We start from the raw sequence: 25,435 nt of genomic DNA, 5'->3' as shown, positions 1-25,435 counted from the left end.
CGGCCATCACTTCCACGGTATCTCCGGTCGGGGCGCCCGGCCTTTCCACTCAACGGGAGGCCACTGCCCCGTCCGACTTCTCCCCGTGTCGCGGCGTACCGGTTTCGTCGTGCAGTTGGCGGACGTGGGCGTCCGGGCCGGGGAAGAACACGGTGGTACGGCCGGTGTCGGACCAGCGCGTCGCGCTGTACCCGGGCGTGCGTGGCCGAGAGAGCGGAGAGCGCGGCGACCGCGCGGTCCGCCCGGACCTCCTGGGTGACACCCACGGTCGTGTTGAAGACGACCACCAGGCCGATGACGACGGCCTTTCGCTCACGCGGGACCGGCTGCTGCGTGAACACAGCACGCTCGACATCAGCACCCACGGCACTGAGGGACTCGCGCCCTCCAAGGTCCTCGCCGCGTCTGCGGCAGAGGCGGACCTGCTCGTCCTCGGCTCTCGAGCACTCGGCGCTGTCGCCGGATTCATCGTGGGCTCGACCGCCTCGGCGACCCTTCCCGAGACCGACACACCCGTCGTACTCGTGCGCTCCGTCGACGGCCGAGACCAACCGCCCGGGCACACGGACGATGCCGGACCGGTGGTGCTCGGAGTGGACCTGCGCAGCAACTGCGACCGGCTCCTCGCCTTCGCCTGCGAGGAAGCGGACCGGCGGGCCTGCCCTCTCGTCGTCGTACACGGCTGGTCGCTCCCGCCGGTCTTCTCCTACGCTCCCGCCCTCGATCCCGGCGTCGAGAAGGAAATGGCCGACGGACTCGAGACCACGCTGCGCGAGCTGCTGAACCCCTGGACGCAGATGTACCCGCAACTCGCCGTCGACGCACGCGTCGTCATCGGCCGGCCCGCCATCCAGATCCTGGACGCGGCGTCCGGCGCTGCACTCGTCGTGGTCGGCCGGCGTATCCGTCGCCCGGCACTCGGTGCCCGCATCGGCCCCATCGCCCACGCGGTGATGCACCACGCCACCTCACCGGTCGCCGTCGTGGCGCACGACTGAGGCCGCACAGACAGGAACAGCCCCGTGACCGCAACATACTTCGACCCCGATACCGTCATACGGCTCGTCGGCGACGCCGTCACCGCCCCGTCCATGCACAACGCCCAGCCGTGGAAGTTCGTGTTCCCTATAGGCGGCGGTGCCCTCGCTCTGTACGGCGATCCGGAACGCGCCATGACCCGAACCGACCCGAATCACCGTGGCCTCCACCTCGGTTGCGCCGCGGCACTGTTCAACCTGCGTGTGTCCGCGGCCTGGATCGGTCTCCCGGTTCGCGTGCAGCTCCTGCCCGACGACGCCGAACCATGGCCGCTCGCCACGGTGACCATCGACGAATCGACGGGCACGGACCGCGAGCTGGCCTCCTTGCACGACGCCCTCCGGCGTCGGCACACCAACCGGTAAGCCCCAGCCGATCGCACAGCTCGCCGCGCCGGGGCACGGGTGCTCCCTGGAGCGCGGACAGCAGATCGAGCGTTTCCGCTCCGGAGAGTTCCGGGTAAAGGCGCAGTTCACCCGGCAGGTACCCCAGATGCGGAGCCACCCTGCTGTGATCGGCTACCGGGTCCAGCCCGAGCACCCGAACGCGCCCCTCGGTCGGCCGGAGCAGCCCGGTCAGGCACCGCAGCGTGGTCGTCTTTCCCGCACCGTTCGGCCCGAGGAAGCCGAACACCTCACCCGGTCGCACTGTGAGGCTCAGGCTGTCGACTCCCATCACCGGCCCGTACCTCTTGGTCAGTCCGGTCAGCTCGATGGCCGACCCGTCACCCATGGGTCCAGTCTGATCCTGCTGCTGGAGACCTGCCTGCTCACCCAAGGTCGTAGGCCGAGAGGGGGGCGTGCCGCGGTGCGGTCCCCGCTGCTGCCATGTCGGTGTAGGCAGTGCGCTTGAGCTGCATCGCCAGGTTCTCGAGCGCCCGGGCGGCCGCGAGTTCGTCGCCGATCTCGGGCACGTCGTTGTCCGTGGGGTTGCAGCGCGCGGTGCCGTGGCCCGTGAGGCGGGTGGTTCCGGTGTCGAGTTCGACGCGGACCTTGGTCGCGTGATCTTCCTCGAAGAGGTAGAGGTGGGTCTTCCATTCGGTCGTGTGCGACATGGTGTGCCTCCGATCGGATCAGGAGTAGCGGTGGTGCCGGCGTCGGGCCCAGCGTCGGATCTCGTCGCTTCCCCAGACCAGCGGTGGGGGCCGGGATGAGGAGGACGACATCCAAAGGCGGCGGTTCTCGCGGTGAGCGGCGGCGCGGTTGCCGTCCGTCCAAGCCGCCGCTCTGAGGGCGACCCCGACGATGACGGCCGGCACGCAGGTCAGCGGGAAGGCGGGTGCAGACGGGTCCGGGTGCGGTCGGCATCACGCCTGAGCGGGTTGCCCACCGTCCCTTTCGCCCGGTGGTGCATGGCACGCCTCCGTGCTGGTGCGTACCGGAGCAGGGCCGTCCCTTCAGGCGGCCACGAGCTCGGCGCTGATGTGGTGGGCCCACTTCTGGATGCGCTCGGGGTTGCGGAAGTCTCCGCCCTTGCCCTGGCGGTTCAGCGCCTTGGCAAGGAAGCCCGGGGTGCGGGCCGTAAGGCTGCCGCCGAAGGTCATGTGCTCGCGCGCTCCGATCAGCTGCATCTCCCGGGCGACGGCGGAGACCGGGGGGATGTCGTGATCATCGGCCGAGCGGTCGAGCGGGCCGCTGCTGAACATCCACACGGGGCGGTGCCGCAAGGAGTCGGCATTGCGTTCTGCGCAGTGCTTGGCCTTGCTGCTCCAGTGGCCGGCGTAGAGGGATCCTCCGAGGACGACGGCGTCGTAGGCGCGGACGTCGTGGACATCGTCGGCGGGAAGTACGACGGCGTCGAAACCGTCCTCCCGGAGGGTCGTGCCGATCTGTTCGGCGATGCCGGCGGTGGCTCCGTGCTTGGTGCCGTAGGCGACCAGGACTCGCTTGGTGCTCATGGCGGGTGCTCCTTGGTTCCGTGGTGAGGGGCTGATGCCACTGTCACGCGGCCGCGGGCTGGTCCGCTTGGGCCGGACGGATCCCTACGGGGGCCATTCGGTCCTCCCCGAAGCGGCCCTCCTCGACGGCGACGTGCTGCTTGAGGGCGGCGAAGCTGTCCGGGGCGACGGAGATCGAGTCGATTCCGACGCGGACGAGGAAGGCGGCGTAGGCCGGGTCGTCGCTGGGCCTCTGTCCGCACAGGCCCACTGGACGGCCCAGGGCCTGGACCCTCGGCAGGAGGATCCGGATGAGGTTGGTGACGGCCGGGTCGTTTTCGTCGAAGACGTGGGCGAGGGCCTAGGTGTCGCGGTCGACGCCGGGGGTGAGCTGGGTGAGGTCGTTGCTGCCGATGGAGAAGCCGTCGAAGCGCTGGGCGAAGTCCTGGGCGAGAAGGATGGTGGCCCTCCCGGTAGCCGTCGCTGTAATAGCGGCTGGCACCACGCCAACCGATCATCGGGCTGGCCTCCACCGGTTCGAAGGGGCGGCCGCCGAGGAGCTTGGCGTACTCGTTGGTCTTGAAGTCGCTGGTGCGGATGACGACCCGGTCGGGCCAGCGGGAAGCGGCGATCCGGGCGATGCCGTACGCGAGGCGGTCGTGGCGAAGCCGGGCGGTACACGCAGGTGCCGCTGGTGTCTGTCGGCCCCACCGTGCGGGCGGTGACCGCCGGCGCGAAGCCGCCCACGGCGCAGGACGCGGTCCGGCTCGCATCCGATCTGGTTGCCGCGGGCTTCGCCACGCTCGCAGCAGCGGCCGAGGGATGCGACGTGCTGCTGGCAAACGGGATGACGGCGGCTGCCGCCGACGCAGCCACCGTCACCGCAAAACTGCTCCTCAGCTCAGCCCATCCGGAATGGCCTACGACCACCGTGTAGACCTGCGCGGCCTCGATCAAGTGCCCGCGCGCACGATGGTGCTCGGCTCCCGGGACGGCCCGGCTGCCCGCGGAGACGAAGGAGTGGCTGGGCCGAACGCCAGGCGTGTCAAGCTGGGGCTATGGGACGGACACGTCCGCCCGGACGATGGTGATCGGACACGGCGCGTGGACCGCCGCCTGCTGACTCACCGAACCGAGCAGGGCCCGGCGGAAGCCGCCGCGACCACGGCTGCCCACGACCAGCAGGTCCGCCCCCTCTGCCGCATCGACCAGGACATCGACCGGATTGCCGCGCACCAGGCGCTGGTGCACACGGGAGGCACCGTCCTCACCGAGGACCGTGCGGACCTCCTCGACCAGACGCCGCTCGGCCTCCTCCTCGTCGAACGTGGCGTCGACCGCCGGAGCCGACCACGACGCGGCACCGGGCAGGTCCCACGCCGCGACCGCCTCCACTCGCCCGCTCACCAGCGCTGCGTACCGGACCGCCCAGCGCAGCGCGGCCTGGGACGAGGACGATCCGTCGACGCCCACCACGATCCGCGGAGCCTCATGCTGCCTGTCCATTCGGTTCACCCTTCCAAACGGCTGATACATCCACAGTGTGCGCATCACGAACGCACCGCCACGCGGAACCGCGGTGGCTACCGTGTCAGCCCTTGGGGAGCCGGAACCACCGATCCTGGCCTGCGCCAATGCGTTCGTGCCGGTCGCCGGGCAGGACCAGGGGCACCGGGCCCAGCGGTGACGGGGGGACGCTGATGCCGAGCCGGCCGGGCCGGAACCGGATCCGGATGTCCCGGTGCCCCAGGTAGGAGACCGAGAACGAGGAACCGGGCACTTCGGAGAGGGGCACCGGGTCGATGTGCAGGCCGTCGCCGTGGGGCTCGAGTCCGACGATGCCGCGCTCGACGAGGTCGAGGGTGCCGCCCATGGCACCGAGGTGGATCCCTTCGCCGGTGGTGCCGCCCTGGACGTCGGTGACGTCACTGAGCAGGGCTTCCTGGCAGTAGTGCCAAGCGTCCGGGCCCTGCTCCCGGGCGAGGACCCAGCCGTGGACGAGGCTGCTCAGCGTGGAGCCGTGGCAGGTGCGGCGCAGGTAGTAGTCCACCGTCCGGCCCCAGAGGCCGTCGTCGAGGCGGTATCCGAGCCGAAGGAAGAGTTGTTCGAGTTCTGTGGGGCGGAAGAGGTAGCCGAGCATGAGGGTGTCGGCCTGCTTGGACGCCTGGTACCGGTTGGGTGTGTCCCCCTCGGCTTCCAGGATGCGGTCCAGGCGGCGGATGTCGTGGTAGCGGGCGCGGTAGCCGTCCCAGTCGAGCTCGGCGAGGTCCCCGTAGCCGTGGAACTGGCTGATCACGTCGCGATGGAACGGCACGTACAGGCGGCGGGACACGTTCTCCCAGACGGTGAGCTCGTCGCGGCCGATGCCGAGATGCGTGAGGAGCTCCGCGCGCCGGGCCGCCGGTAGTTCCCCGTACAGGTCGAGGGCGCGGGCCAGTACCCACGCGGTGGTGACGTTGGTGTAGGCGTTGTCGTCGATGCCGGGAGCGGCGGCATCCGGGTAGGCATCGTGATACTCGTCCGGTCCGACGACGCCACGGATCCGGTAGCGGCCGAGGCCGGCGTCCCACGTCGCCGCGTCAGCCCAGAAGTGGGCCATGTGTAGGAGGAGTTCGGCGCCCGAGCCGTGCATGAATCCGGCATCGCCGGTGGCCTGCCCGTACCGCCACACGTTCCAGGCGATGGCCGACCCCACGTGGCGCTGGAGGTGGGAGAGCGGTCTCAGGATGAGTGTCTGTGTGGCGGTGGCGGCGGTGCATAGCCGGTCTACCGGTGCCACAGGTCGTGCTGATGTCCGGACTGCGAGCCCGATCCGTACCCGGGAGGTGGCGGTAGTGCAGGAGAGCCAGGCGGTGCCCTCCGCCTCCACCCCGGACCGGTGCTCGACGAGGTGCCGCCCGGCCAGGGCGCGGTAGCGGTCGACTCCCGCGTTGACGACGTCGCCGTCGAGTACGGACTCGATCTCGATCCTGCCGCTCCAGCCGTACGCTCTGAACACCGTGTTCTGCGCGGCCAGGTTCGGGTCGCCCATGTGGACGAGGCGCGTGTGGGTGACGCCCAGGCGACGGCCTTCGGCGTCGTGGAAGAGCATGCGGCGGGTGAGCGTTCCGGCGCGCAGGTCCAGCGACACGTGGCTGTGGCGCAGGGGCGGGTGGTCGGGCGTGAGCCAGTCGCCGGGAGGTGCGCCCTCGGGCAGGCAGCGGTACCGCAGGGCGGTCCAGTCCGGCAGCCGGACCATGTCCTCGTTGGAGACCGTACGTCCGCCGACGGTGGAGGTGAGCCGGTCGTAGCAGCCGGCCAGGTAGGTGCCCGGGTAGTGGATGTCACCGGCGACGCTTTAGGGCGCTGAACCGCGCGTGGCGAAGCGGCCGTTGCCCAGGGTGCACAGGGACTCGACCAGCCGCTCGGTCTTGGGGTCGTAGCGTTGGTACTCCCGGCTCCAGGCCGTGGTCACGGGCAGCCGCCTTCGAGTGCGGCGGGCAGTCCGCCGAGGTCGGGGAGGACGAGCTGGGCGCCGTGTGCGCGCAGGGCGTCCCTCATGTGCGGGTCGCCCTCGCGGTTGAGTCCCACCACCAGGCTGAACCGGCCTCGGTGTCCCGCTTCGACGCCGGCGAGTGCGTCCTCCACCACGGCGGTGTGAGCGGGGGGCGCGCCGAGACGGCCGGCGGCTTCGAGGAAGAGGGCAGGGTCGGGCTCGCCCGGAAGATCAAGTGCGGCAGCGTCCCGGCCGTCCACTAGGGCGTCGAAGTAGCCGATGAGCCCTGCGGACTCCAAGAGGGAGCGGGCGTGCCGGGAAGCCGAGACGGCCGCGCACCGGATCGTCTTCTCCCTCAGTTCCTGGAGCACGGGCCGCACGTCCTCGAAGGCGCGGACACCCTCAGTGCGCAGCATAGCGGAGAAGACCGCCTCCTTGCGGGCGGCGACCGCGTGGACGGTGGCGCACCCGGGCGGGTCCTCGGGCGTTCCGGGCGGGAGGTCGATGTGGCGGGCAGCGAGGAAGGCGCGTACGCCGTCGAGACGGGCCCTGCCGTCTACCAGGTCCCGGTCCTCGCGGACGGCGTCGAACGGGCGCAACCGTGCTCCGGCCTGCGATGGCTGCCACTCGGGGAGGCAGCCGTGGCGAGGAGCACTCCGGCGGTGTCGAAGACGACCGTGCGCAGTTCGTTCATGAGTCGTGCACCACGCGACGGCCGGTGATGCGGGCGGGGGTGAGCTTCATCCAGTGGCTGCGCGGTCCGCCGGCCCAGGGCTGGGAGCGGGCCGTGGTGCTGAGGTGGTGAATCTCGTCCGGGTCTGTGACCGCTGCCAGTTCGCCCACGGCCAGCACGCTCCAACCAGTGGCGGTCACGTCGTCGATGTTGTCGATCTCGAAGGCGACCTCGGTTCCGGCAGCTCTGGCGGTGACGGCTTCGGCGGAGGTGCGGAAGGCGATGTCGGGTCCTGCGACGAGGTAGTTGACGGGGAGGACGGCCGGGCCTTCGGGGGTGAAGATGGCGATGCGGCCCACGCCGTGCGTGTTCAGCAGCCGTCGGCATTCGGTCTCGTCCAGTGGCACGAGCGTACTGTCGCGCCGGGCGGTGGATCGGCCGGCAACGCGGTGGGCGTTGACGCCGGTCAGGTCGTCGACGGTGAGGCCGAGGGCGTCGGCCACCCGGACGAGGGTGCCGATGGCAGGACTGGCGGCGTGCTCCTCAAGGTAGGCGATGTACGTGCCGTCGGCGCCGCACCGCCGGCCCAGTTCGTCGCGGCTCAGACCGAGGGCTTCGCGGCGGGCCGCCAGGCGGCGGCCCAGGTCGGTGCGTCCGGTCGTCTCGCCGGACTGCTGGGGGTGCATGCGCGGTGTGCTCTTCACGGCATTCACTGCTCCTGGGGCGGTACGGCTACCGCGTCGTGCTGCGGTCCGCCGAGCACGACCTTGAGGGCGCCGGTGTCTCCGGCGCGGGAGAAGACGTCGTACGCCTCTTCCATTTGGTCCAGCTCGAAGCGGTGGGTGACCATCGCGTCCCCGGGCAGTCGGCCTGCGGCCATCATGCGCAGCAGCATGGGCGTGGAGTGGGTGTCGACGAGACCGGTGGTGATGGTCACGTCCTTGATCCACAAGTCCTCGAGGTGGAGGACGGCGGGCTTGCCATGCACGCCGATGTTGGCGACCCGGCCGCCCGGGCGGACCATGCGGGTGCACATCTCGAAGGCCTCGGGCACGCCGACGGCCTCGATGACCACGTCCGCCCCGAGCCCGTCGGTCAGGTCCTCCACCAGCCGCTCGGGCTCCTCGTCCGCGCTCGCGGTGGCATCCGCGCCAAGGTCGCGCGCGGCAGCGAGCCGGGACGCGGCGAGGTCGACGGCGATGATCCGCCCGGGGCTGTAGAGCTGCGCCGTGGCGATGGCGGCCAGGCCGATGGGGCCGGCACCGACCACGACGACCGTGTCGCCCGGGCGCACGTTGCCGTTGAGCACGCCGACCTCGTAGGAGGTCGGGAAGATGTCGGCGAGCAGTACGGCGTCGTGGCCGGCCAGGGCGCTGGGCAGCGGGTACACGGAGAGGTCGGCGAAGGGGACGCGTACGTATTCGGCCTGAGTGCCGTCGATGGTGTGGCCCAGGACCCAGCCTCCTCCTCCGCGGCACTGACCGTAGCGCCCTTCACGGCAGAAGCGGCAGCGGCCGCACGCGGAGATGCAGGAGATCAGGACGCGGTCACCGGGGCGGACGCTGCGGACGTCGCCGCCGGTCTCGACGACGGTCCCGACGGCCTCGTGTCCGAGGATCCGGCCGGGCGTCACTTCGGGGACGTCGCCCTTGATGATGTGCAGGTCGGTGCCGCAGATGGTGACGGCGTCGACCCGGACGATCGCGTCGGCGGCGTCCTTGATCGAGGGGTCCGGGACGTCCTGCCAGGAGGTCTGTCCGGGCCCGTGGAAGACGAGTGCCTTCATGGCGCGGCCTTCTCTCTGTGTGCTGTGCGGGAGGGGTCACCGTCAGGCTGTGCCTGAGTCCCCCCGTCGCGCTTGGGCCGGTCGGCCCCGACCCGGGGCCGGTAGGTCCCCAGCGGACAGGGCGTTCCGGTGCAACGGTGGAGACCGGCATCCGTTCCGAAAGGAGGGCTGCTGCCATGTCCCAGTCAGCCCCGTCTCCAGCTTCCACCCGCTCGGCCCTGCTGAGGTTCCTCGGCGGAGTGCGGACGGTCACCGGCAGCAAGTTCTTGGTCGAGAGCGACCACGCCCGGATCCTCGTCGACTGCGGACTCTTCCAGGGTGTCGCGGACCTGCGCCGTCGCAACTGGGACAAGCTGCCCTGCGACGCCTCGGACATCCACGCTGTCGTGGTGACCCACGCCCACCTGGACCACTGCGGCTACCTGCCGCGCCTGGTCCGGCACGGCTTCCGCGGCCCGATCCTGACCAGCGCCCACACCACTCGGCTCGCCGAGATCGTGCTCCGCGACAGCGCCCGCCTCCAGATGGAAGCCGCCGAGCACGCCAACCAGCACGGCTGGTCCAAGCACCGCCCCGCCAAGCCGCTCTACGACGACGATGACGTCGACCAGACGATCAAGTACTTCGACCCGGTACCGGTGGGCAGTGAGATCGAGATCATGGCCGGCACGAAGCTGATGCTGCACCACGGAGGTCACATCCTCGGCTCCGCCTGGACGCACCTGACCCTGGAAGACGGCCACACCCTCGCCGTCAGCGGCGACCTCGGCCGCCCCGGCCACCCGCTCCTCCTGCCGCCCGAGCCGTTCTCCGGCGCCGATGTCCTGCTGATGGAGTCGACGTACGGCAACCGCCGCCACGACCACGAGAGCGCGCGACGCGAATTCGCCTCGGTGATCACGCGGACGCTGTCCCGTGGCGGGACCGTGGTCATCCCGGCCTTCGCGATCGACCGCACCGAGGTCGTCCTGCACGAGCTGGCCACCCTGCGCAGTGACGGCACCCTGCCCCGCCACGTACCCGTCTACGTCGACAGCCCCATGGCCCTGGCGGCACTGGACGTCTACCGCGACGCCGTCCGGGCCCACTCGCCCGAGCTGCGTCCCGAGATCCTCGCCCAGGGCGAGGCGGCGATCAGCCCGGAGCCCTTCCTGGCCGCCCGGACCGTCCAGGAGTCGACCGACATCAACAACACCAGCGGCCCGGCGATCATCGTCTCGTCCGCCGGCATGGCCACCGGCGGCCGCGTCCTGCACCACCTCCACCGGATCCTGCCCGACCCCCGCAACGCCGTGGTCATCGTCGGCTTCGCAGCCGCCGGCACCCGCTCCCGCGACCTCGTGGACGGCGCCCGCACGCTCAAGATGTTCGGCGAGTACGTCCCCGTACGCGCGGAGGTGGCCGACGTACCGCACTTCTCCGCGCACGCGGACGCCGACCAGATCATCGACTGGCTGCGCGCCGCCCCCGCCCCGCATGCCACCTACCTCGTCCACGGCGAGGAGACCGCCTCCGAAACCCTGCGGGACCGCATCGAACACGAGCTGGGCTGGACGGCCGTCGTACCCAAGTCCGGGGAGGCCGTCCTGGTCCGCTGACCGGGCCGGACGGTCCCCACGGTGTGCACCGCGCGGCCCTCCCAGCCACGGTGCCCCACCGAGCAGGGTGAATGCCAAGGGTTGGAGGCACTCCATGAGCACCATGCACACCATCCTCGAAGCGATGGCACCGGAAGCCCGCGAAGCCCTGCTCGCCCGCTCCCGCCAGGTGACCTTCCCGGCCGGCACCCGCATCTTCAACGAACGCCGACGGGCCGAGAAATTCTGGATCATCCAGTGCGGCACCGTGGACCTCGACACCCACGTCCCCGGTCACATGAACGTGGTCATCGACACCCTCGGCTACGGCGAGCTCCTCGGCTGGTCCTGGATGTTCCCTCCCTACAGCTGGCACCTCGGCGCCACCGCCTCCCACGCGGTGCGCGCCCTGGAGTTCGATGCCGCAGCCGTACGCCAGCTGTGCAACGAGGACTCGGCCGTCGGCCGCTCCGTCTTCGTCGCCGTGGGCGCGGTCATCGCCGACCGGCTCGACTCCGCCCGCACCCGGCTCCTCGACCTGTTCGCCCCTCACGGAAGCGGCACCCCGCTCGCCCACGCACGCTGAGGACCCCGCCATGACCTCCACCCCGTACACCGTCGCCGACGTCATGACCACCAAGGTCATCGCCGTCACCCCCTCGACCGGCTTCAAGGACATCGTCACCGCGATGGAGCGGTGGAAGGTGACCGCCCTACCCGTCATCGAGGGCGAGGGTCACGTAGTCGGCGTGGTCTCCGAGGCCGACCTCCTGCCCAAGGAGGAGTTCCACGAGCACCGCCCGGGCCTGATCGAGCAGATGCGCCGCCTCGGCGACACCGCCAAGGCCGGCTCCACCCGCGCCGAGAACATGATGACCACCCCGGCCGTCACGATCCGCCCCGACGCCACTCTCTCTCGGGCCGCCCACCTCATGGCCGACCGCCACATCAAGCGCCTCCCGGTCGTCGACGCCGACGGCACCCTCCAGGGCATCGTCAGCCGCGCCGACCTCCTCAAGGTCTTCCTCCGCACCGACTAGGAACTCGCCACCGAGATCCGCCGCACCGTAGTCGACCGCCTCTTCCCCCTCTCCCACGAAGCCGTCAAGGTCACCGTGACCCAAGGGATCGCCACCCTGACCGGACGGGTCCGCGACGGCGACCTGATCCCCCTGGCCGAACGCCTCGCCCACTCCGTCGAGGGCATCGTCGACGTCCACTGCCAACTCAAGCACCAGGCTGGCGCCACCAGTTCCTGAACCTCCACAGGACGGGGTACCGCAACTGGCAGAACGCAGTCGCTGCGATTCCGTGGGGGCTGCTGGAAGGCGCCATCCAAACTGAGGGGCTCCGTGCCGCTGGAGGCGCTGGCGCTGGCCGGGGTGGTGATCGCCGTGGTGGGCGCACTGCTACCCACTGGGTGGGGCGCAGGAGGGGGCGGCAGCCTTGGAGTCCGTGCCACTGGGCGACGTCCGCTCTGTTCGTCCGGTGATTCGTTTCGCCTTTCAGGTCTGCTTCGTGCAGCCTGCTCTGCCGACCGGTAGTCCGCTTGTCCAAGATTTGCCCAAGGTCGGGCCAAGCTGCGATGGCACGAGCCCAGCCGCTCCTGGGCGCGTCTAGCTTGGTCCGGCATGACTGTCGATGCTGAGCTTCATGGGTTGGTGGGGCGGCGGCGGTTCGTTCGGGCCGCGCTGACGGGAGCGGTGGCCGTGGGCGCCGGACTGGTCTCCGGTTCGCCGGCGACGTCGACCGTCACCACCAGGTTGAACGGCCCGCGGTCCGCCACCCCTGAGTCCGCGCTGGGGGAACTCGCCGCAGGCAACCGGCGCTGGCGGACGTTCCATGAGCGACATCCCGACCGGACGCGGGCCGTGCGGCAGGCGCTGGCCGCGGGGCAGCATCCCTTCGCCGTGATCCTGGGCTGCGTCGATTCCCGCGTGCCTCCGGAACTGGTCTTCGATCAGGGCCTGGGCGACCTGCTGACCGTGCGCTCGGCCGGCGAGGTCCTGGACGAAGCGGTCCTCGGGAGCATCGCGTACGGGGTGTTGGAGTTGGCCATCCCGCTGGTCGTGGTCCTGGGGCACCAGTCGTGCGGGGCCGTCACTGCTGCTGTCCAGGCGGCCGAGAGTGGGGAACGGCTGCCCGGGCACATGCAGTACCTGGCTGATCAGGTCCGTCCCGCTATCGACCGCACGCTGACGGGGGCCGCCCGTGTCGATGCGGCGATCACTGAGAACGTGCGGCTGGTTCGGTCTCGTCTGGCCGTCGAGCCCGCCCTGTCTCCGAGGATCGCGGGGAAGGGGCTGGCGGTGGTCGGAGCCCGGTACGAACTCACCAGCCAGCGGGTGCACCGCATCCACTGACCTCCGCCCGCGACGCGGTTTGCGTCGCACTCGCAGCCGCTAGACTTGCAGAGTTATGCAATTTACTAGTTTCCAATTGGTTGGACGGGGGTTGCGGTGTGGCTGGGTTCGCGGAAGCGGCGCTGGAGCGGGTCCGGGTGGCGCGGGCTCGTCTCGCGGCTGCGCGGGAGGCTGATGATGCCTTCGAAGAGGCGCAGGCCTCGGACGAGCTGGAGGACGCGCTGCGTGTGGCCCACGATCACGGCGTGGCCACGGGCGACGAGGGCAGCCGGTGAGCCCGGCGGCGGCGCCGAGTCGGCCGGTCGCACGGTGATGGTCCGCCGTTCGAGCGGGCAGGCGCCGACGCGCAGGCATGCGTGGACGGTGCCGCTGGTGCCGGGCTCGGTGCGGTCCGCACGCGAGCGCACCGAGCGGTCGCTCGTGCTGTTCGGCCTGGAGAGCAGCAGGGGTTGCGCATCGTGGCCGAACTGGCCCGTACGTACGGCGGCGACGTCCGCGTGGAGCCCGCGGGCGAGCACGGCAAGGCCATCGTGGTCCGCTTCATCCTGCCGGAAGGAACCCCGTGATCAGCAGTCACAGACCAGACGCCCAGCTGTATCGGATCACCTATCCCGGCAACGTCGGCGATGCCGATGCCCGTACCGTCGAGGCGGGTGAGGTCGCGGGCATCGTCGAGGAGGCCGGGCAGTACGGCAGGCAGGTCCTCGTGCGCCCGTACGCGCACCCGCAGGATGCCCTGGACACCGGGGAACGGAGAGGACTCGTGATCGACGGCAAACCCGAGGAGAGCGCGGCGGCGAAGCACGAGAGGTGGCTGGCGAAGGGTGTCGCCCTGCGTGCCTTCTTCTATATCGCCGGCACGCACCTGTTCGCCGGGTTCGTGTGGCTGCTGTTCTTCCTGGGCCAGCACGCACAGAAGTAGGAAGCGGCCGTCTCCCGGTGTCAGAAGCGCGATGAACCCCGCGCTACGGGAGACGGCCGCCGTTCATGGCCCCGTGCTATCGGGGGCTGTTGGCGCGAAGGTCGGCGAGCAGTTCGGCCTGACCTTGAAGGACACCGGAGAGGATGCTGCGAGCAACTCGCAGCAGCTCTACGACCTCGTCGCTGGTGAGCCGGTAGTACACGTTCGCGCCTTCGCGGCGGGTGATCACCAGGTTGGCCTTGCGTAGGACCGCGAGCTGTTGGGACAGGCTCGCGGCTTCGACGCCGACCTCGGGCAGCAGCTCGGCGACCGCGTGCTCACGCACACTGAGCAGCTCCAGAACGCGGATGCGGACCGGGTGGCCCAGTGTTTTGAAGAACTCCGCCTTGAGCTGGTACAGCGGTGCGCTCACTTGGGTACCCCTGCCTCGACTGCCCATCGCATCCACCCAGAACCGTTTCGCCGTAGGGGGCGTCCTTTCGCCCCTACACACCTTGTGACCTCCACAATTGCAGATCAGCGCAACTCCTGGCGCAGGGCGGCCTGTCTTTGTGACGTTCGCCCCCCCCGCGGAGGGCTTTCGTCGTCAGCCCTTCGTGACGAACGCGGTCCCCGTGGAGCAGGCCCCCTCGGCCGGCCACTGGTCGCTGCTCCATTGGCGCTGCTCGTCGCCCACCGCGTGGTGGGCGGCCAGCGCGGAGGGCAGGTCGCAGTGGACGGGGATCGGCGGGCAGGAGCCGTCGGGGACGAGGGAGCCGTCCGCGGGGATCGAGGCGAGTTCCAGGGGCCGCCCCTCCTCGGCGAGCCGGCGGGCCGCCTGGGCGACGGCGAGTTGTCCGCCCACCGACCAGCCGAGCAGTCCGCTCAGGTCGAGGACGACCGGTCCGGTGCCGCGGGCCAGGACCCACCCGATCGCGCCGGTGAAGCGCGCGATCGCATCCGAGCCGAGGTGTCCGGCCAGGGACAGGACCCCCAGGCCGGGGTGGGTGGTGTAGCGCCACTCGATCGTCATCGTCATTTCCTCAGGTCTCACAGGGGAAGGGTGATCCAGATGCTCTTGCCGCGCCCGTCCGCATCCGGCCGGAGCACTGCGGTCCCGCCAAGCTCCATCGTCATCTCGACGACGGTGGCCAGCCCGCTGCCCGGAGCCGTGGCCAGCGCCCCGAAGAGGGCCGGCTGATACGGGTGACGGTCGTGGACGGCGAACGCGAACGCACCCGCCCCGTGTGCGAAGGTCACGGTGATCGTCGGCGACAGTACGGCGGCGTGGCGGACGCTGTTGGTGACCAGCTCGGCCAGGATCAGCAGCCCCGGCCCGACGCTCGGATGCCGCAGGCCCGCACCGCACTCGACCAGCACCAGTTCGGCCGTCTCCCGGGCGATACGTACGGCCGAGCCCGTGGCGGGCACGTTCAGCACGTGCCGGTAGGGCATCGTCCGGACCTCGACGCTCACCGCCCGGCCCCCTGAACGGGGCGGGCGAGACGGAACCCCGACACCTGCTGCGGGTGGATGCGCAGCAGCGTGTCGTGCGGGCCGTGGGCCCAGCCGGACAGCGTCCGCCGGTAGTGCGCGGCCTCGTCCGGGTCCGTGATGATGTCGGCGGGGCCGTGGGCCGTCACCGTCCATCCGGTGCCGGTCGGGGTGCGGATCTCGTCCGCGTGATAGGTCAGCACCGCCCTGCCGGGGATCGCCGCGGCCTGCACGGGCGTGCGGACGATCAGGCGCCCGTACTCCAGGACGTGGGTGGCCGGGCGGACGAGAGCGTGCTCGCGCTGGACGTAGACCAGGCGTCCTTGGGCAGAGCCTTCGAGGAGCCACAGGGCCTCGGTGCCGGAGACATCGATCATGAGGCGTTCGCCGGGGACGGTCATCGTGCGGCCTTCCGGATACGGTGCGGATGGTGCTTGAGAGGCAGCAGCCCTGCCTGTTCCAGATGTTTGCGGGCTCCGGCGATCGCCTCGGGCGTGGTGGCGTACTCCCGGCCCGCGTGCCGCAGCAGGTCGAGTGCACCGACGGCCTCGAGTGCCTGGCGCTGACCGGGCCGGATGCCGGACGTCATGACGGCGATGCCACGCCGGGTCAGCTTCTGGACCGCGTCCTTCAGCACGAGTGCGCCGGTGGCGTCCATCGTGGTGACGCGGGACATGCGCAGGATCACCACCTTCACGTCGGAGACCTCCGACAGCTCCAGCAGGAAGCGGTGCGCGCCGGCGAAGAAGACGGGCCCGTCGATGCGGTAGGCGACGATGTGCTCGGCCAGCAGCGCGTGCTCCTCGTCGCTGTGTTCGCCGGGCAGGTCCGGGCGGAAATCCACCTGGTCCATCCGCGCCTGGTTCGCGACCGCCTTCAGGGCGAGTGCCCCGGCCACGACGAGGCCGATGATCACCGCGTAGACGAGATCGAGGACCAAGGTGGCGGCCGCCGTCAGTACCAGCACGACGGCGTCCGAGCGGGTCGCCTTCACCATCGCCCGGAGCGAGCCGACCTCGACCATCCGGATCGCGGTCGCCAGCAGCACCCCCGCCAGGGCGGCGAGCGGGATCTTGGAGACCAGGGGTGCGGCAGCGAACACGATCACCGCGAGCACGGCGGCATGCGTCAGGGCGGCGAGCCGGGAGGAGGCGCCGGTGCGGACGTTGACCGCCGTACGGGCTATCGCCGCGGTGGCCGGTACGCCGCCGAACAGCGGGGCGGCAAGGTTCGCGATGCCCTGCCCGAACAGCTCCTTGTCCGGGTCGTGCTTCTGCCCCACCGTCATCCCGTCCGCGACCGTCGCCGACAGCAGCGACTCCAGCGCGGCCAGCGCGGCCACCGCGATCGCGGGTGCGAGAAGCGACCCCAGCGTGGACGGGTCGAGGAAGGCCAGGGAGGGCGCGGGCAGCCCGGACGGCAGCTTGCCGATGGGGGCCGCCGCGTCCAGACGGAAGACCTGCGCGATCACGGTCGCGGCGATGACCGCCACGATGGAGAACGGGACGGTGGGCCGCCAGCGGGCGCCGAGCATCATCACGGTCGCGACGCCGAGTGAGAGCGCGATGGCCGTCCAGTTCGGGGCGTGCGCGAACTCGACGACGGCCCGCCAGGCGACGGCGAGGACCTTCTCGCCGTCCGGCTTGGGCACCCCGAGCGCGCTCGGTATCTGCTGAAGTCCGATCACGCAGGCGATTCCGAGGGTGAAGCCCTCGACGACCGGCGCCGGCACGTAGCGCATGTACTGCCCGGCCTTCATCAGCGCCAAGGCGATCAGGAGGACACCGGCCATCAGCCCGACGGTCAGCACCCCGCCGGGCCCGTACTGGGCGACGATCGGCACCAGAACCACCGTCATCGCACCCGTGGGCCCCGACACCTGAAGGTTGGACCCGCCGAACAGTGCGGCGAGCGCGCCCGCGACCACGGCGGTGGCAAGCCCGGCCTCGGCGCCGAGCCCGGAGGAGACCCCGAAGCCGAGCGCGAGCGGCAGAGCGACGATCGCGACGGTGAGACCGGCCAGGAGATTCCCGCGGGGGTTTCGGCGCATCACCGCGAAGTCGCCCCGGGTCGGCATCAAGGAGCGGACCCGGTCGAGTCCGGTGGTCAGCACGGTATTCACTGTGCGGGGACCTCGGACTCGCGCAGCTCCTCCAGGAGCTCACTCTGTCCGGTCAGCACCTCGGTCAGAATCCGCCGGGCCGCCCGCATCAGCTGCGCGACGTCCCCGCCCGCGAGCTCGTAGACCACCGTCGAGCCGTCACGGACCGAGGTCACGATTCCCGAGCGGCGCAGCACCGCGAGTTGCTGGGACAACGCCGAGGGCTCGACCTCGATCGAGGCCAGGATGTCCCGTACCGGCATCGGCCCGTCCTGCAACAGCTCCAGGACCCTTATCCGTACGGGGTGCCCGAGCATGCGGAAGAAGTCGGCCTTGGCCTGATACAGGGGAACAGGCATGGTCTCGCATCCTTCTCATCGCCCCGGGCGCCGGGGAAGTGGCTGGTGCTGTGCCCGTGGCTACCTACGGGCGCAGCCAGCACAGCATCTACGAAATTGCATAACTTTGCAATTCGTGGATTCTGCGGCTGTTCCCATGTCGAAGGCTGTAACGTCACGGCGTGGGCCCCGCCGCATCCCCCGTCGGCGGGGCCCCTCCGGCGGGTTCCGTGCCGGCGTCGGTCGCCCTGGAGTGGATCCGTGGCCTGGGCGTGGAATGTTTCCCCGGTCGTGCCGGGGAGCGCGGCCGTTGCCTGATGATGTGGTGGAACGAGCACCTGCGCCCTCCGATCCTCCAGCGCTCGCGTGCCAGCGCCTTGAGGACGTAAGGAATTGCAGAAGTTTGCAATTAGGATATCCTCGGCTCACCATGGCGCGGGTGCCTCGAGCCCCGCGTGTACGTACCGAGCTAGGACAGAACAGATGACGGCGAGTCTGCCCCCGTGCCCGAAGTGCTCCAGCGAGTACACCTACGAGATGAACGCGCTGATGGTCTGCCCGGAGTGCGCCCACGAGTGGGTTCCCGCTGCGACCGGGACGGATGACGAGAGCGCCTCGGGCGAGCGGGTGATCAAGGATGCCGTCGGGAACGCGCTGAGCGACGGTGACACCGTGACCGTCGTCAAGGCCCTCAAGGTCAAGGGCAGTCCGTCGGGGATCAAGGCGGGCACCAAGGTGCGCAACATCCGTCTGGTCGACGGGGTCGACGGCCACGACATCGACTGCAAGATCGACGGATTCGGTGCCATGCAGCTCAAGTCGAGCGTGGTCAAGAAGGCCTGACCTGGCTCCCGGTTTTGGAGAGCCTGGGCAACGTTTCGGGTGCACTCTCGTAGGCAGAGGCTCTCGGCGGCCGGCGGCTCCTGTCGCGCTCCTCCAGCAGTCTTGGGCGCGAACCGGTGCACGAAATGGCGAGACGGCCTGACCCGCCCGTGCGGTCAGGCCGTCTTCCGCATGGCCCTCAGGCCAGGGCGAGGAAGAGCTTCTCGAGTTCTTCCTCGGTCATGGGGGGCTGGGTTCCGTCGGCGTTGTTCATGCACTGACGCATGCCGCTGGCGACGATTTTGAAGCCGGCGCGGTCGAGCGCCTTGGAGACCGCGGCGAGCTGGGTGACGACGTCCTTGCAGTCACGGCCGGCTTCGATCATGGCGATGACTCCGGCGAGCTGTCCCTGGGCGCGGCGCAGACGGTTGAGGACTGAGCTGACCGCTGCTTCGTCGACCTTCACCGGGTGCCTCCTGGTTCGTGTGCTGTCCCCTCATGGTACCCCAGGGGGTATATGTGGGGGTCAGTGCTTGCGGAGGGCCGCGAGTGCGGCATCTAGGTCGCCTTGGTGGGGGCGGTTGTGGGGGAGCTTGGCGAGGATGGCTGCCATGCCGCAGGTGTTGGTGAGGGCGGAGAGGGCCAGGCCGCCGGCGACCGCGGCGGAGATGAGCTGGAAGGCGGGGTGGATCAGTCCGAGTGCGAGGCCTGCGAGGACGAGGGCGCCGGCGGTCAGGCGGACCTGGCGCTCCATGCCCCACGTGGTCCGGGAGGGGGGCTCGGGGTGGTGGAGGTCGTGGCCGGCGGCTGCCCAGGCGCCGGTGCCCCCGGTGAGGGTGGCGGTGCTGATGCCGTGCTCGGCGAGCGTCGTGCAGGCGCGGTCGGAGCGTGCTCCGGAGGCGCAGACGACGAGGATGTCGCCGCGGTCGGCGGCGTGACGGATGTCGGGCAGGGCGCGTGAGAGCTGGTCGAGGGGGATGTTCAGGGCGCCGGGCAGGTGGCCTGCGGCGTATTCGCCGGGGGTGCGGACGTCGAGGATGGTGAGCTCGTGCAGACGGGTGCGGGCCTGGGCGGAGTTGAGGGTGTGGGGGGTGGTCATGGCGGAGTGGTCCCTCCTGGGTGTCGGCCGGGGCCGGGAGCGGGCGCCGGGTGAGCTTGGGGTGTGCCGTGGGGCGGCTGTGGTGTCAGCGGATCGCGTCGGTGAGCATGAAGGCCGCGACGGCCAGCAGTGTGACGGCGAAGGTCCGTTGCAGGGTGGGGCCCGTGATCTTGGCGGCGAGGCGCTTCCCGTCCCAGGCGCCGAGGATCGCGGCGCCGGTGAAGGGTGCGATGACCGCCCAGTGCAGAGGTGCGGCGCTGCCGGTGCGGGCGGTGAGCGCGGCGAGTGAGTTGACGGTGATGACGAGCAGGCTGGTGCCGACGGCTGTCCGCATGCGCAGGCCCAGGACTCCCACGAGGGTGGGGACGGCGAGGAATCCGCCGCCGACGCCCAGGAATCCGGTGATCGCGCCCAGGCCCGCGCCGGCTCCGGCGGCCCGTACCGGCTGTACCGGGCGGAACTCCTTCTCGGCTTGGGGAGGTTTGAGCATGCGCAGGGCAGCGACGCCCGCGATGGCCGCGAACGCGCCGGTCAGCACCTGTCCGGGCAGCCGTGCGGCGAGGGTGGCCGCCGCCATGGCGGGGAGTATGCCGGCGGCTGCGAAGAGGGCGCCGGTTTTCCAGCGGACGTTGCCGGAGGTGGCGTGGGCGTAGAGAGCGGTCGCGGATGTGGCGGTGACGATGATCAGCGACGCCGTGGTGGCGGCGGCCGGGGTGAAGCCGAGCAGGTAGATCAGGGCCGGGACCGCGAGCACACTGCCGCCACCCCCGAGAGCCCCGAGTGCGAGGCCGATGACCGCTCCTGCGATCAGGGCGAGGAGGAGCGTGCTCACGCTATCGAGCCGCTGTTTCCACGGTCGTCGACAACCGGCAGCCCGGCCGCTGCCCAGGCGCTCATGCCGCCCCTGACGTCGGCCGCGTCCGCCCCGCGCGCGGTCAGGAGCTTCACGGCCCGTTGGGAGCGGTGCCCGGAACGGCAGATCACCACCAGTGGCCGGCCCTGGGCGGCCGGGGGCAGGCCGTCACTGGTCATCAGGGCGGAGAGCGGGGCGTGTACGGCCCCGGGTGCGTGTCCGGCGGTCCACTCGGCGCGCTCGCGTACGTCGAGCAGGACGGCGCCCTCGTCGCGCGTGCCCTGATGGGCCTGGGTCGGAGTCACGCGGGCGGGGCCGCGGCGGAAGAGGGACATCTGCGGGTCTTTCTCTCGTCGGAAGTGGGGAGGGCGAGTCGTCAGCCGCCGAGGCCGCCGAACCCGCTGACCACCTGGAGGCCTGCGCTCCGGGCGGCGTCGAAGGAGTCGTCGACGGCCACGACGTCGCGCCCGGCGGCGTCGAGCAAGGAGGCTGCGATGCCCGCGCGCATTCCGCCCGCGCAGTGCACCCACACCACTCCGTCCGGAACTTCGTCCTGGCGCCGGTGGAGCTGGTGGACAGGGATGTGTACCGAGCCCTTGATCCAGCCCTCCGCCCGCTCGGAGTCCCGCCGCACGTCCAGCACGATCCGGTGCTCGTACGGGTCCAGGGCGGCGAGGTCGGCGAACGTGGCCCGCGGGAAGCTCCGCGGATCCTCGCCCTCCGGAAGCCAATCGGCGGGCTCTCCGGTAGCCGCGGCGGCCGGCCGGTCGATACCGACCCGGGCCAGTTCGCGCTGCGCCTTCGCCAGCTGCTCGGGGGATTCGGCGAGGAGGGTGACGGGCTTGCCCCAGGGGATCAGCCACGCGAGGTAGGTGGCGAGCTTCCCGTCGGCCTCGAAGTTGAAGGCCCCCGCGACGTGCCCCTGGGCGAATGCGATGCGGTTGCGCAGGTCGACCACCCATTCCCCGGCCGCCAGGCGGGCCGCGATGTCGGCGGCGTCCGCCACGGGAGGTGTGGTCAGGTCGACCGGAGCCGGTCCCGCGGCGTTGGCCGGTCCCATGTGGGCGTAGTACGCGGGTACGTCGTCGAGCCCGGCCAGCAGGGCGGAGACGAAGGCGTCGATGTCCTGGACGAGGGCGTCGTTTCCCGCCTTCTCCTTGCCGATGGTGCTGGCGTTTCCGTCCGCCTGGGCCGAGGAGCAGAAGCTTCCGAACCCGTGGGTGGGCAGCACTTCGGTTTCGTCCGGGAGTTCGGCGGCCAGCCGGTGCGCGGAGGCGTGCTGGGCGCGGGCCAGCTCCTCGGTCAGGCGCGGCTCCACCAGGTCGGGTCGCCCGACCGTCCCGATCAGCAGGGAACCCCCGGTGAACACGGCGACGGCCGCGCCCTGCTCCTCCAGGACGTAGGAGGTGTGGTGCGGGGTGTGCCCGGGGGTGGCCAGCGCTCGCAGTGTGATGCCCTCGTCCACCGTGACGGTGTCGCCGTCATGGACGGGGGTGCGGGCGAAGGACACCCGGGCCGTGGCCGGCACCAGGTAGTCCGCGCCGGTGAGGCGTGCCAGATCCAGGCCGCCGGTGACGTAGTCGTTGTGGATGTGGGTCTCCACTACATGGGAGATCCGCACCCCTCGTCGGGCCGCCGCGGCTAGCACCTGGTCGATGTCGCGCGGCGGGTCCACCGCCACGGCCGCGTGGGCACCGCCTGCCAGGTAGCTGCGGTTGCCGAGCCCTTCCAGGTCAAGGGTGTCGATGAAGAACACGCTGTCGCTCCTTCTCGCGAGAATTACCCCCGGGGGTATATATCGAGCGTAGCATTAGTACCCCCGGGGGTATTTTTGGCGGAGTCTCGACCCGTTGGAGGCCCGTGGGTGGGCCTACTCGCGAGCAAGGCCGCAACCGCCACGAAAGGGATGAACCAATGCGCTACGACCGCACCGTCCGCCTCACCGGTGACTTCGCCACCACCGTGTCCGCCGTCCGCGAGGCCTTGGCTGCGCAGGGCTTCGGGATCCTCACCGAGATCGACGTCACCGCCACCCTGAAGGCCAAACTCGGCCACGACATGGAGGACTACCTCATCCTCGGAGCCTGCAACCCGCCGCTCGCCCACCAAGCCCTGGACGTCGACCGCACCATCGGACTGCTCCTGCCGTGCAACGTCGTCGTCCGCACCGACGGGGGCGAGACCGTGGTCCAGGCGCTCGACCCGGCCACGATGGTCACCCTCACGGGCCTGCCCGCCCTCCAGCCGGTCGCCGAAGAGGCCGGTCGCCGCCTGGATGCCGCCCTGGCCGCTCTGCGCGACGGCGGCTGAGCTCTTCGCTCCAGCCGCTCCCCGCCCGTTGGAGTGGGCGTCGGTGTGGGCGGCGTCCGTGCCGAAAGCCGCCCGCGCGGTCCCCGACGGGCGGTCATCTGCTGTTCGGCGCTGACCGGCCATGACTGAGACGAGGGCGGCGCGTTCGGTGAGTGCGTCGGCAGGCGGGCGCTCGGCCATGGTGGCCAGGACTGCTGCAACGCGGTGTCGGGCAGCGGAGCCGGATACGGTGAAGACGACCTCGACGGCCCGCCCGTGCGCCGATGCGGGAGGCGATCTGGCTGCATCGCCCGGGTGAGGGCCCGTTGAGGTTCGGCGCCGCAGGTGCGGTGGCCGGGAGGTGTCGAACCGCCGTGCCAGGCACGGTTCCACGGCCTCGGCGATCCTTGGATCGTCCGGGTCGTGGTGTTGCATTCCAGATATAGCGGGCCTTCGGTGAAGGCGGGGTGGGCCGGGATTGCGGGGCGGCCCCGCTGTCCACGGGCAGGTCGGCCAGGCGCCATTCCAGCATCCCGTCGGTCAGCCGGACGGCCTTGCGGCCCCGGTCGTGCGACGAGACGGATCTCGGCGGCCTGATCCTGCGCGCACTGGCCACCCCGGGCCACACCGACGAACACCTCTCCTTCCTGCTCCTGGACGGCACCCGTGAGCTGGCAGTGTTCACCGGCGGCTCGCTCATCGTCGGCTCGGCCGCCCGTACCGACCTACTCGGCGCCGACCGGGCCGAGGAGCTGGCCCGCGCCCAGTACCACTCGCTCAGGTGGCTGGCCGAGCTGCCCGACACCACCGACGTCTGGCCGACGCACGGCGCGGGCTCCTTCTGCTCCGCCCCGCCCGGCGCCGAACGCACCACCACCATCGGCGCCCAGCGACGGGCCAACCCGCTGCTCGCCGCGCCGGACGAGGACGCCTTCGTCGCGCAGCTGCTGGGAAGCCTCGGCTCCTACCCCGCCTACTTCGACCGGCTCGGCGAAGCGAACCGGCGCGGGCCCGCGGTCCTCACCACCGCCCCCGCGCTCGCCGCGCTGTCGCCTGCCCAGGTCCGCGCTCTCCTCGGCGAGGGCGCTCACCTCGTCGACGTACGACGCGTGGCGGACTTCGCCCAAGGCCACATCCCGGGCGCCGTCTCCATCCCGCTGCGCGACCAGTTCGCCACCTGGCTGGGCTGGCTGCTGCCCGCGCGACAGCTACCCGTTCGGCATGTTCGCCGTGCCGACCTCCGATGTCCGCCGCATCCACGCCTCCAGCGGCACCACCGGCCGCCCCACCGTGGTCGGCTACACCGAGCAGGACCTTTCGATGTGGGCCGACGTCGTGGCCCGCTGCATCCGCGCCGCAGGCGGCCGGCCCGGCGACGTGTTGCACAACGCCTTCGGGTACGGCCTGTTCACCGGCGGACTCGGTGCCCACTACGGAGCCGAACGAGCCGGCTGCACGGTCGTTCCGGCCTCCGGCGGCATGACGGCCCGACAGGTCCAGATCATCCAGGACTTCAAGCCCAGCATCATCATGGTCACCCCCTCCTACATGCTCGCGCTCCTCGACGAGTTCGAACGCCAGGGCGTGGACCCCCGCACCACCTCACTTCGGATCGGCATCTTCGGCGCGGAACCCTGGACCGAGCAGATGCGCTCCGAGATCGAGGAGCGCTTCGACATCCACGCCGTCGACATCTACGGCCTGTCCGAAGGCATCGGCCCCGGCGTCGCCGACGAATGCGTCGAGACCAAGGACGGACTGCACATCTGGGAAGACCACTTCTACCCCGAGGTGCTGGACCCGCTCTCGGACGAGGTCCTGCCCGACGGCGAAAGCGGAGAACTGGCCTTCACTTCGCTGACCAAGGAAGCCATGCCCATCATCCGCTACCGCACCCGGGACCTCACCCGCCTGCTGCCCGGCACGGCCAGGCCCGCCTTCCGGCGAATGGAGAAGGTCGCCGGCCGCTGCGACGACATGATCATCCTGCGCGGAGTCAACGTCTTCCCCACCCAGATCGAGGAGATCGTCCTGCGCATCCCCGCGCTGTCGCCGCACTTCCAGCTGGAGCTGACCCGGCGCGGCCGCATGGACCACCTGACCGTTCGCGTCGAGGCGCGGCCGGACGCGACGCCGGACGAACGCGCCGCCGCCGCGGGCATCCTCGCCAAGGCAGTCAAGGACGGCGTCGGGGTCTCGGTCACCGTCGACATCGTCGACCCGGAAACCCTCGAACGCTCGGTCGGCAAACTGCGGCGCCTCGTCGACTCCCGCGATCAGTGACCACCGGTCCTGCCGCCCTGATCGCATGACCAGGCCGCCGCCACCCCCGGCCGGCCCGCGGCGCGGGGGTCCCGCCCACAACCGCGACTCCTTGGTGGAGATCGCGGTCGAGGTGTTCAACGAACGCCTGGACCCTGGGCGGCAGTGCGAGGCGCAGCCCGAGTGCGGTGACCGCCACCGGGTCGGTGCTCGCGAGGACGGCCCCGAGAACCAGCGCCATCCGCCAGGACGGCGGAGTCAGGGCGGAGGCGACGTACCCCACCACGGCGGCCGAGGCCAGGACGACGTCACGCCGACCAGACTTCCCGGCACACCGCCTTCACCATGTCCGCATGGAGTGTGTCAGGGCAGCGTCAAGGTGTTCGCGCACTGCCGTGACCCGGCCGATTTTCACCTGATGATGATCGTCAGCAGCACTTGTGTGCCTCTGCCGGCCAGGGAAGCCCTCTGCGCGGATCGGGGCGTGT

The 25,435-nt window shown here is 70.8% G+C and carries 27 protein-coding genes and 6 pseudogenes; 12 read left to right on the top strand and 21 right to left on the bottom strand.

The genetic code is table 11. The features are described from left to right. Positions 1-164 precede the first annotated feature (164 nt). Together DRB89_RS01115 and DRB89_RS44115 are read left to right on the top strand one after the other, a co-directional pair. On the top strand, positions 165-998 hold the full coding sequence (locus DRB89_RS01115; RefSeq protein ID WP_239515962.1) for a universal stress protein: 834 nt from the start codon (positions 165-167) through the stop codon (positions 996-998). 24 nt (positions 999-1,022) lie between these two features. Further along, a complete protein-coding gene (locus DRB89_RS44115) occupies positions 1,023-1,403 on the top strand; it encodes a hypothetical protein (RefSeq protein ID WP_239515961.1) in 381 nt (126 codons plus the stop codon). A gap of 404 nt (positions 1,404-1,807) precedes the next feature. Here the strand turns inward: DRB89_RS44115 and DRB89_RS01105 are convergent, their stop codons facing one another. The 3 genes and pseudogenes from DRB89_RS01105 to DRB89_RS01095 form a co-directional block, all read right to left on the bottom strand. Then, positions 1,808-2,092 carry a dsRBD fold-containing protein gene (locus tag DRB89_RS01105; protein WP_112446454.1) on the bottom strand — a complete coding sequence of 95 codons (285 nt, stop codon included), beginning with the start codon at positions 2,090-2,092 and terminating at the stop codon, positions 1,808-1,810. Positions 2,093-2,434: 342 nt separating this feature from the next. After that, on the bottom strand, positions 2,435-2,935 hold the full coding sequence (locus tag DRB89_RS01100; protein WP_112446455.1) for a flavodoxin domain-containing protein: 501 nt from the start codon (positions 2,933-2,935) through the stop codon (positions 2,435-2,437). 43 nt (positions 2,936-2,978) lie between these two features. Beyond that, a pseudogene (locus tag DRB89_RS01095) lies at positions 2,979-3,416 on the bottom strand (putative PEP-binding protein). A 219-nt stretch (positions 3,417-3,635) separates the two neighbouring features. On the opposite strand from DRB89_RS01095, the gene DRB89_RS42635 reads away from it, so the two are divergent. Beyond that, positions 3,636-3,851, top strand: coding sequence for a hypothetical protein (locus tag DRB89_RS42635; RefSeq protein WP_162688392.1), 216 nt, complete (start codon positions 3,636-3,638; stop codon positions 3,849-3,851). Between the two features lie 119 nt (positions 3,852-3,970). On the opposite strand, the gene DRB89_RS01090 is transcribed toward DRB89_RS42635, so the two are convergent. The 5 genes and pseudogenes from DRB89_RS01090 to DRB89_RS01070 all read right to left on the bottom strand — a co-directional run bounded on the left by DRB89_RS01090 (position 3,971) and on the right by DRB89_RS01070 (position 8,848). After that, on the bottom strand, positions 3,971-4,420 hold the full coding sequence (locus DRB89_RS01090) for a universal stress protein (protein ID WP_204357613.1): 450 nt from the start codon (positions 4,418-4,420) through the stop codon (positions 3,971-3,973). Between the two features lie 85 nt (positions 4,421-4,505). Then, positions 4,506-6,368, bottom strand: a pseudogene (locus tag DRB89_RS01085) (hypothetical protein). Next, the gene (locus tag DRB89_RS01080; RefSeq protein ID WP_239515960.1) at positions 6,365-6,988 is read right to left on the bottom strand and encodes an HAD-IA family hydrolase; all 624 of its coding nucleotides are present in this window, start codon (positions 6,986-6,988) and stop codon (positions 6,365-6,367) included. Before DRB89_RS01080 ends, DRB89_RS01085 begins: the two are co-directional and overlap by 4 nt. A 91-nt stretch (positions 6,989-7,079) precedes the next feature. Then, a complete protein-coding gene (locus DRB89_RS01075) occupies positions 7,080-7,766 on the bottom strand; it encodes a pyridoxamine 5'-phosphate oxidase family protein (RefSeq protein ID WP_239515959.1) in 687 nt (228 codons plus the stop codon). Between the two features lie 5 nt (positions 7,767-7,771). Then, on the bottom strand, positions 7,772-8,848 hold the full coding sequence (locus tag DRB89_RS01070) for a zinc-dependent alcohol dehydrogenase family protein (RefSeq protein ID WP_112446457.1): 1,077 nt from the start codon (positions 8,846-8,848) through the stop codon (positions 7,772-7,774). A 176-nt stretch (positions 8,849-9,024) separates the two neighbouring features. Here DRB89_RS01070 and DRB89_RS01065 point away from each other — a divergent pair, with 176 nt between their 5' ends. The 4 genes and pseudogenes from DRB89_RS01065 to DRB89_RS01050 all read left to right on the top strand — a co-directional run bounded on the left by DRB89_RS01065 (position 9,025) and on the right by DRB89_RS01050 (position 12,788). After that, positions 9,025-10,446, top strand: coding sequence for an MBL fold metallo-hydrolase (locus tag DRB89_RS01065; protein ID WP_112446458.1), 1,422 nt, complete (start codon positions 9,025-9,027; stop codon positions 10,444-10,446). A 94-nt stretch (positions 10,447-10,540) separates the two neighbouring features. Beyond that, entirely contained in the window at positions 10,541-11,011 is a 471-nt protein-coding gene (locus DRB89_RS01060; RefSeq protein WP_112446459.1) for a cyclic nucleotide-binding domain-containing protein, read from the top strand. Positions 11,012-11,021: 10 nt separating this feature from the next. Next, a pseudogene (locus DRB89_RS01055) lies at positions 11,022-11,684 on the top strand (CBS domain-containing protein). A gap of 372 nt (positions 11,685-12,056) precedes the next feature. After that, positions 12,057-12,788 (top strand): carbonic anhydrase, encoded by a 732-nt coding sequence (locus DRB89_RS01050; RefSeq protein WP_112446460.1) that lies wholly within the window; start codon positions 12,057-12,059, stop codon positions 12,786-12,788. Between the two features lie 65 nt (positions 12,789-12,853). On the opposite strand, the gene DRB89_RS42630 is transcribed toward DRB89_RS01050, so the two are convergent. Next, complete coding sequence (locus DRB89_RS42630) at positions 12,854-13,195, bottom strand: hypothetical protein (protein WP_162688425.1); 342 nt, start codon at positions 13,193-13,195, stop codon at positions 12,854-12,856. 359 nt (positions 13,196-13,554) lie between these two features. Here DRB89_RS42630 and DRB89_RS44110 point away from each other — a divergent pair, with 359 nt between their 5' ends. Beyond that, positions 13,555-13,710, top strand: a complete 156-nt coding sequence (locus DRB89_RS44110) for a DUF6126 family protein (RefSeq protein ID WP_239516717.1) — start codon at positions 13,555-13,557, stop codon at positions 13,708-13,710. Positions 13,711-13,786: 76 nt separating this feature from the next. Here DRB89_RS44110 and DRB89_RS01040 read toward each other — a convergent pair whose 3' ends face one another. From DRB89_RS01040 to DRB89_RS01015, 6 genes are all read right to left on the bottom strand, one after another. Next, complete coding sequence (locus DRB89_RS01040) at positions 13,787-14,122, bottom strand: metalloregulator ArsR/SmtB family transcription factor (protein WP_204357614.1); 336 nt, start codon at positions 14,120-14,122, stop codon at positions 13,787-13,789. Positions 14,123-14,296: 174 nt separating this feature from the next. Then, complete coding sequence (locus DRB89_RS01035; RefSeq protein WP_112446462.1) at positions 14,297-14,722, bottom strand: anti-sigma factor antagonist; 426 nt, start codon at positions 14,720-14,722, stop codon at positions 14,297-14,299. Positions 14,723-14,739: 17 nt separating this feature from the next. Further along, complete coding sequence (locus DRB89_RS01030; RefSeq protein WP_112453145.1) at positions 14,740-15,144, bottom strand: ATP-binding protein; 405 nt, start codon at positions 15,142-15,144, stop codon at positions 14,740-14,742. Positions 15,145-15,161: 17 nt separating this feature from the next. Continuing rightward, complete coding sequence (locus DRB89_RS01025; RefSeq protein WP_239515958.1) at positions 15,162-15,584, bottom strand: pyridoxamine 5'-phosphate oxidase family protein; 423 nt, start codon at positions 15,582-15,584, stop codon at positions 15,162-15,164. Next, positions 15,581-17,260, bottom strand: coding sequence for a SulP family inorganic anion transporter (locus DRB89_RS01020; protein WP_204357974.1), 1,680 nt, complete (start codon positions 17,258-17,260; stop codon positions 15,581-15,583). The genes DRB89_RS01025 and DRB89_RS01020 overlap by 4 nt, the downstream gene beginning before the upstream one ends. A gap of 41 nt (positions 17,261-17,301) precedes the next feature. Next, on the bottom strand, positions 17,302-17,643 hold the full coding sequence (locus DRB89_RS01015; protein WP_112446463.1) for a metalloregulator ArsR/SmtB family transcription factor: 342 nt from the start codon (positions 17,641-17,643) through the stop codon (positions 17,302-17,304). A gap of 462 nt (positions 17,644-18,105) precedes the next feature. Here DRB89_RS01015 and DRB89_RS01010 point away from each other — a divergent pair, with 462 nt between their 5' ends. Beyond that, the gene (locus DRB89_RS01010; protein ID WP_112446464.1) at positions 18,106-18,465 is read left to right on the top strand and encodes a zinc ribbon domain-containing protein YjdM; all 360 of its coding nucleotides are present in this window, start codon (positions 18,106-18,108) and stop codon (positions 18,463-18,465) included. A gap of 178 nt (positions 18,466-18,643) precedes the next feature. Here DRB89_RS01010 and DRB89_RS01005 read toward each other — a convergent pair whose 3' ends face one another. From DRB89_RS01005 to DRB89_RS00985, 5 genes are all read right to left on the bottom strand, one after another. Next, entirely contained in the window at positions 18,644-18,910 is a 267-nt protein-coding gene (locus DRB89_RS01005; protein ID WP_112446465.1) for a metal-sensitive transcriptional regulator, read from the bottom strand. 60 nt (positions 18,911-18,970) lie between these two features. After that, positions 18,971-19,543 (bottom strand): rhodanese-like domain-containing protein, encoded by a 573-nt coding sequence (locus tag DRB89_RS01000; protein ID WP_112463180.1) that lies wholly within the window; start codon positions 19,541-19,543, stop codon positions 18,971-18,973. A gap of 85 nt (positions 19,544-19,628) precedes the next feature. Then, positions 19,629-20,375 carry a sulfite exporter TauE/SafE family protein gene (locus DRB89_RS00995; protein WP_112446467.1) on the bottom strand — a complete coding sequence of 249 codons (747 nt, stop codon included), beginning with the start codon at positions 20,373-20,375 and terminating at the stop codon, positions 19,629-19,631. Beyond that, positions 20,372-20,731 (bottom strand): rhodanese-like domain-containing protein, encoded by a 360-nt coding sequence (locus tag DRB89_RS00990; RefSeq protein WP_112446468.1) that lies wholly within the window; start codon positions 20,729-20,731, stop codon positions 20,372-20,374. Before DRB89_RS00990 ends, DRB89_RS00995 begins: the two co-directional genes overlap by 4 nt. A 41-nt stretch (positions 20,732-20,772) precedes the next feature. Continuing rightward, positions 20,773-22,152, bottom strand: a complete 1,380-nt coding sequence (locus DRB89_RS00985; protein ID WP_112446469.1) for an MBL fold metallo-hydrolase — start codon at positions 22,150-22,152, stop codon at positions 20,773-20,775. Between the two features lie 158 nt (positions 22,153-22,310). On the opposite strand from DRB89_RS00985, the gene DRB89_RS00980 reads away from it, so the two are divergent. From DRB89_RS00980 to DRB89_RS00965, 3 genes and pseudogenes are all read left to right on the top strand, one after another. Continuing rightward, positions 22,311-22,706, top strand: a complete 396-nt coding sequence (locus DRB89_RS00980; protein WP_112446470.1) for a DUF302 domain-containing protein — start codon at positions 22,311-22,313, stop codon at positions 22,704-22,706. A 446-nt stretch (positions 22,707-23,152) separates the two neighbouring features. Beyond that, positions 23,153-23,806 (top strand): annotated as a pseudogene (locus tag DRB89_RS44105) (MBL fold metallo-hydrolase); the annotation flags it as partial. Between the two features lie 79 nt (positions 23,807-23,885). After that, positions 23,886-24,968, top strand: a pseudogene (locus DRB89_RS00965) (AMP-binding protein); the annotation flags it as partial. Positions 24,969-25,095: 127 nt separating this feature from the next. On the opposite strand, the pseudogene DRB89_RS44100 reads toward DRB89_RS00965, so the two are convergent. Beyond that, a pseudogene (locus tag DRB89_RS44100) lies at positions 25,096-25,254 on the bottom strand (Na+/H+ antiporter); the annotation flags it as partial. Between the last annotated feature and the right edge of the window lie 181 nt (positions 25,255-25,435).

Source organism: Streptomyces sp. ICC4 (genome assembly GCF_003287915.1).
Taxonomy (GTDB): Bacteria; Actinomycetota; Actinomycetes; order Streptomycetales; family Streptomycetaceae; genus Streptomyces; species Streptomyces tritrimontium.
The sequence above is the reverse complement of the archived record's forward strand: the minus strand, read 5'-3'. Positions and strand labels throughout refer to the sequence as shown.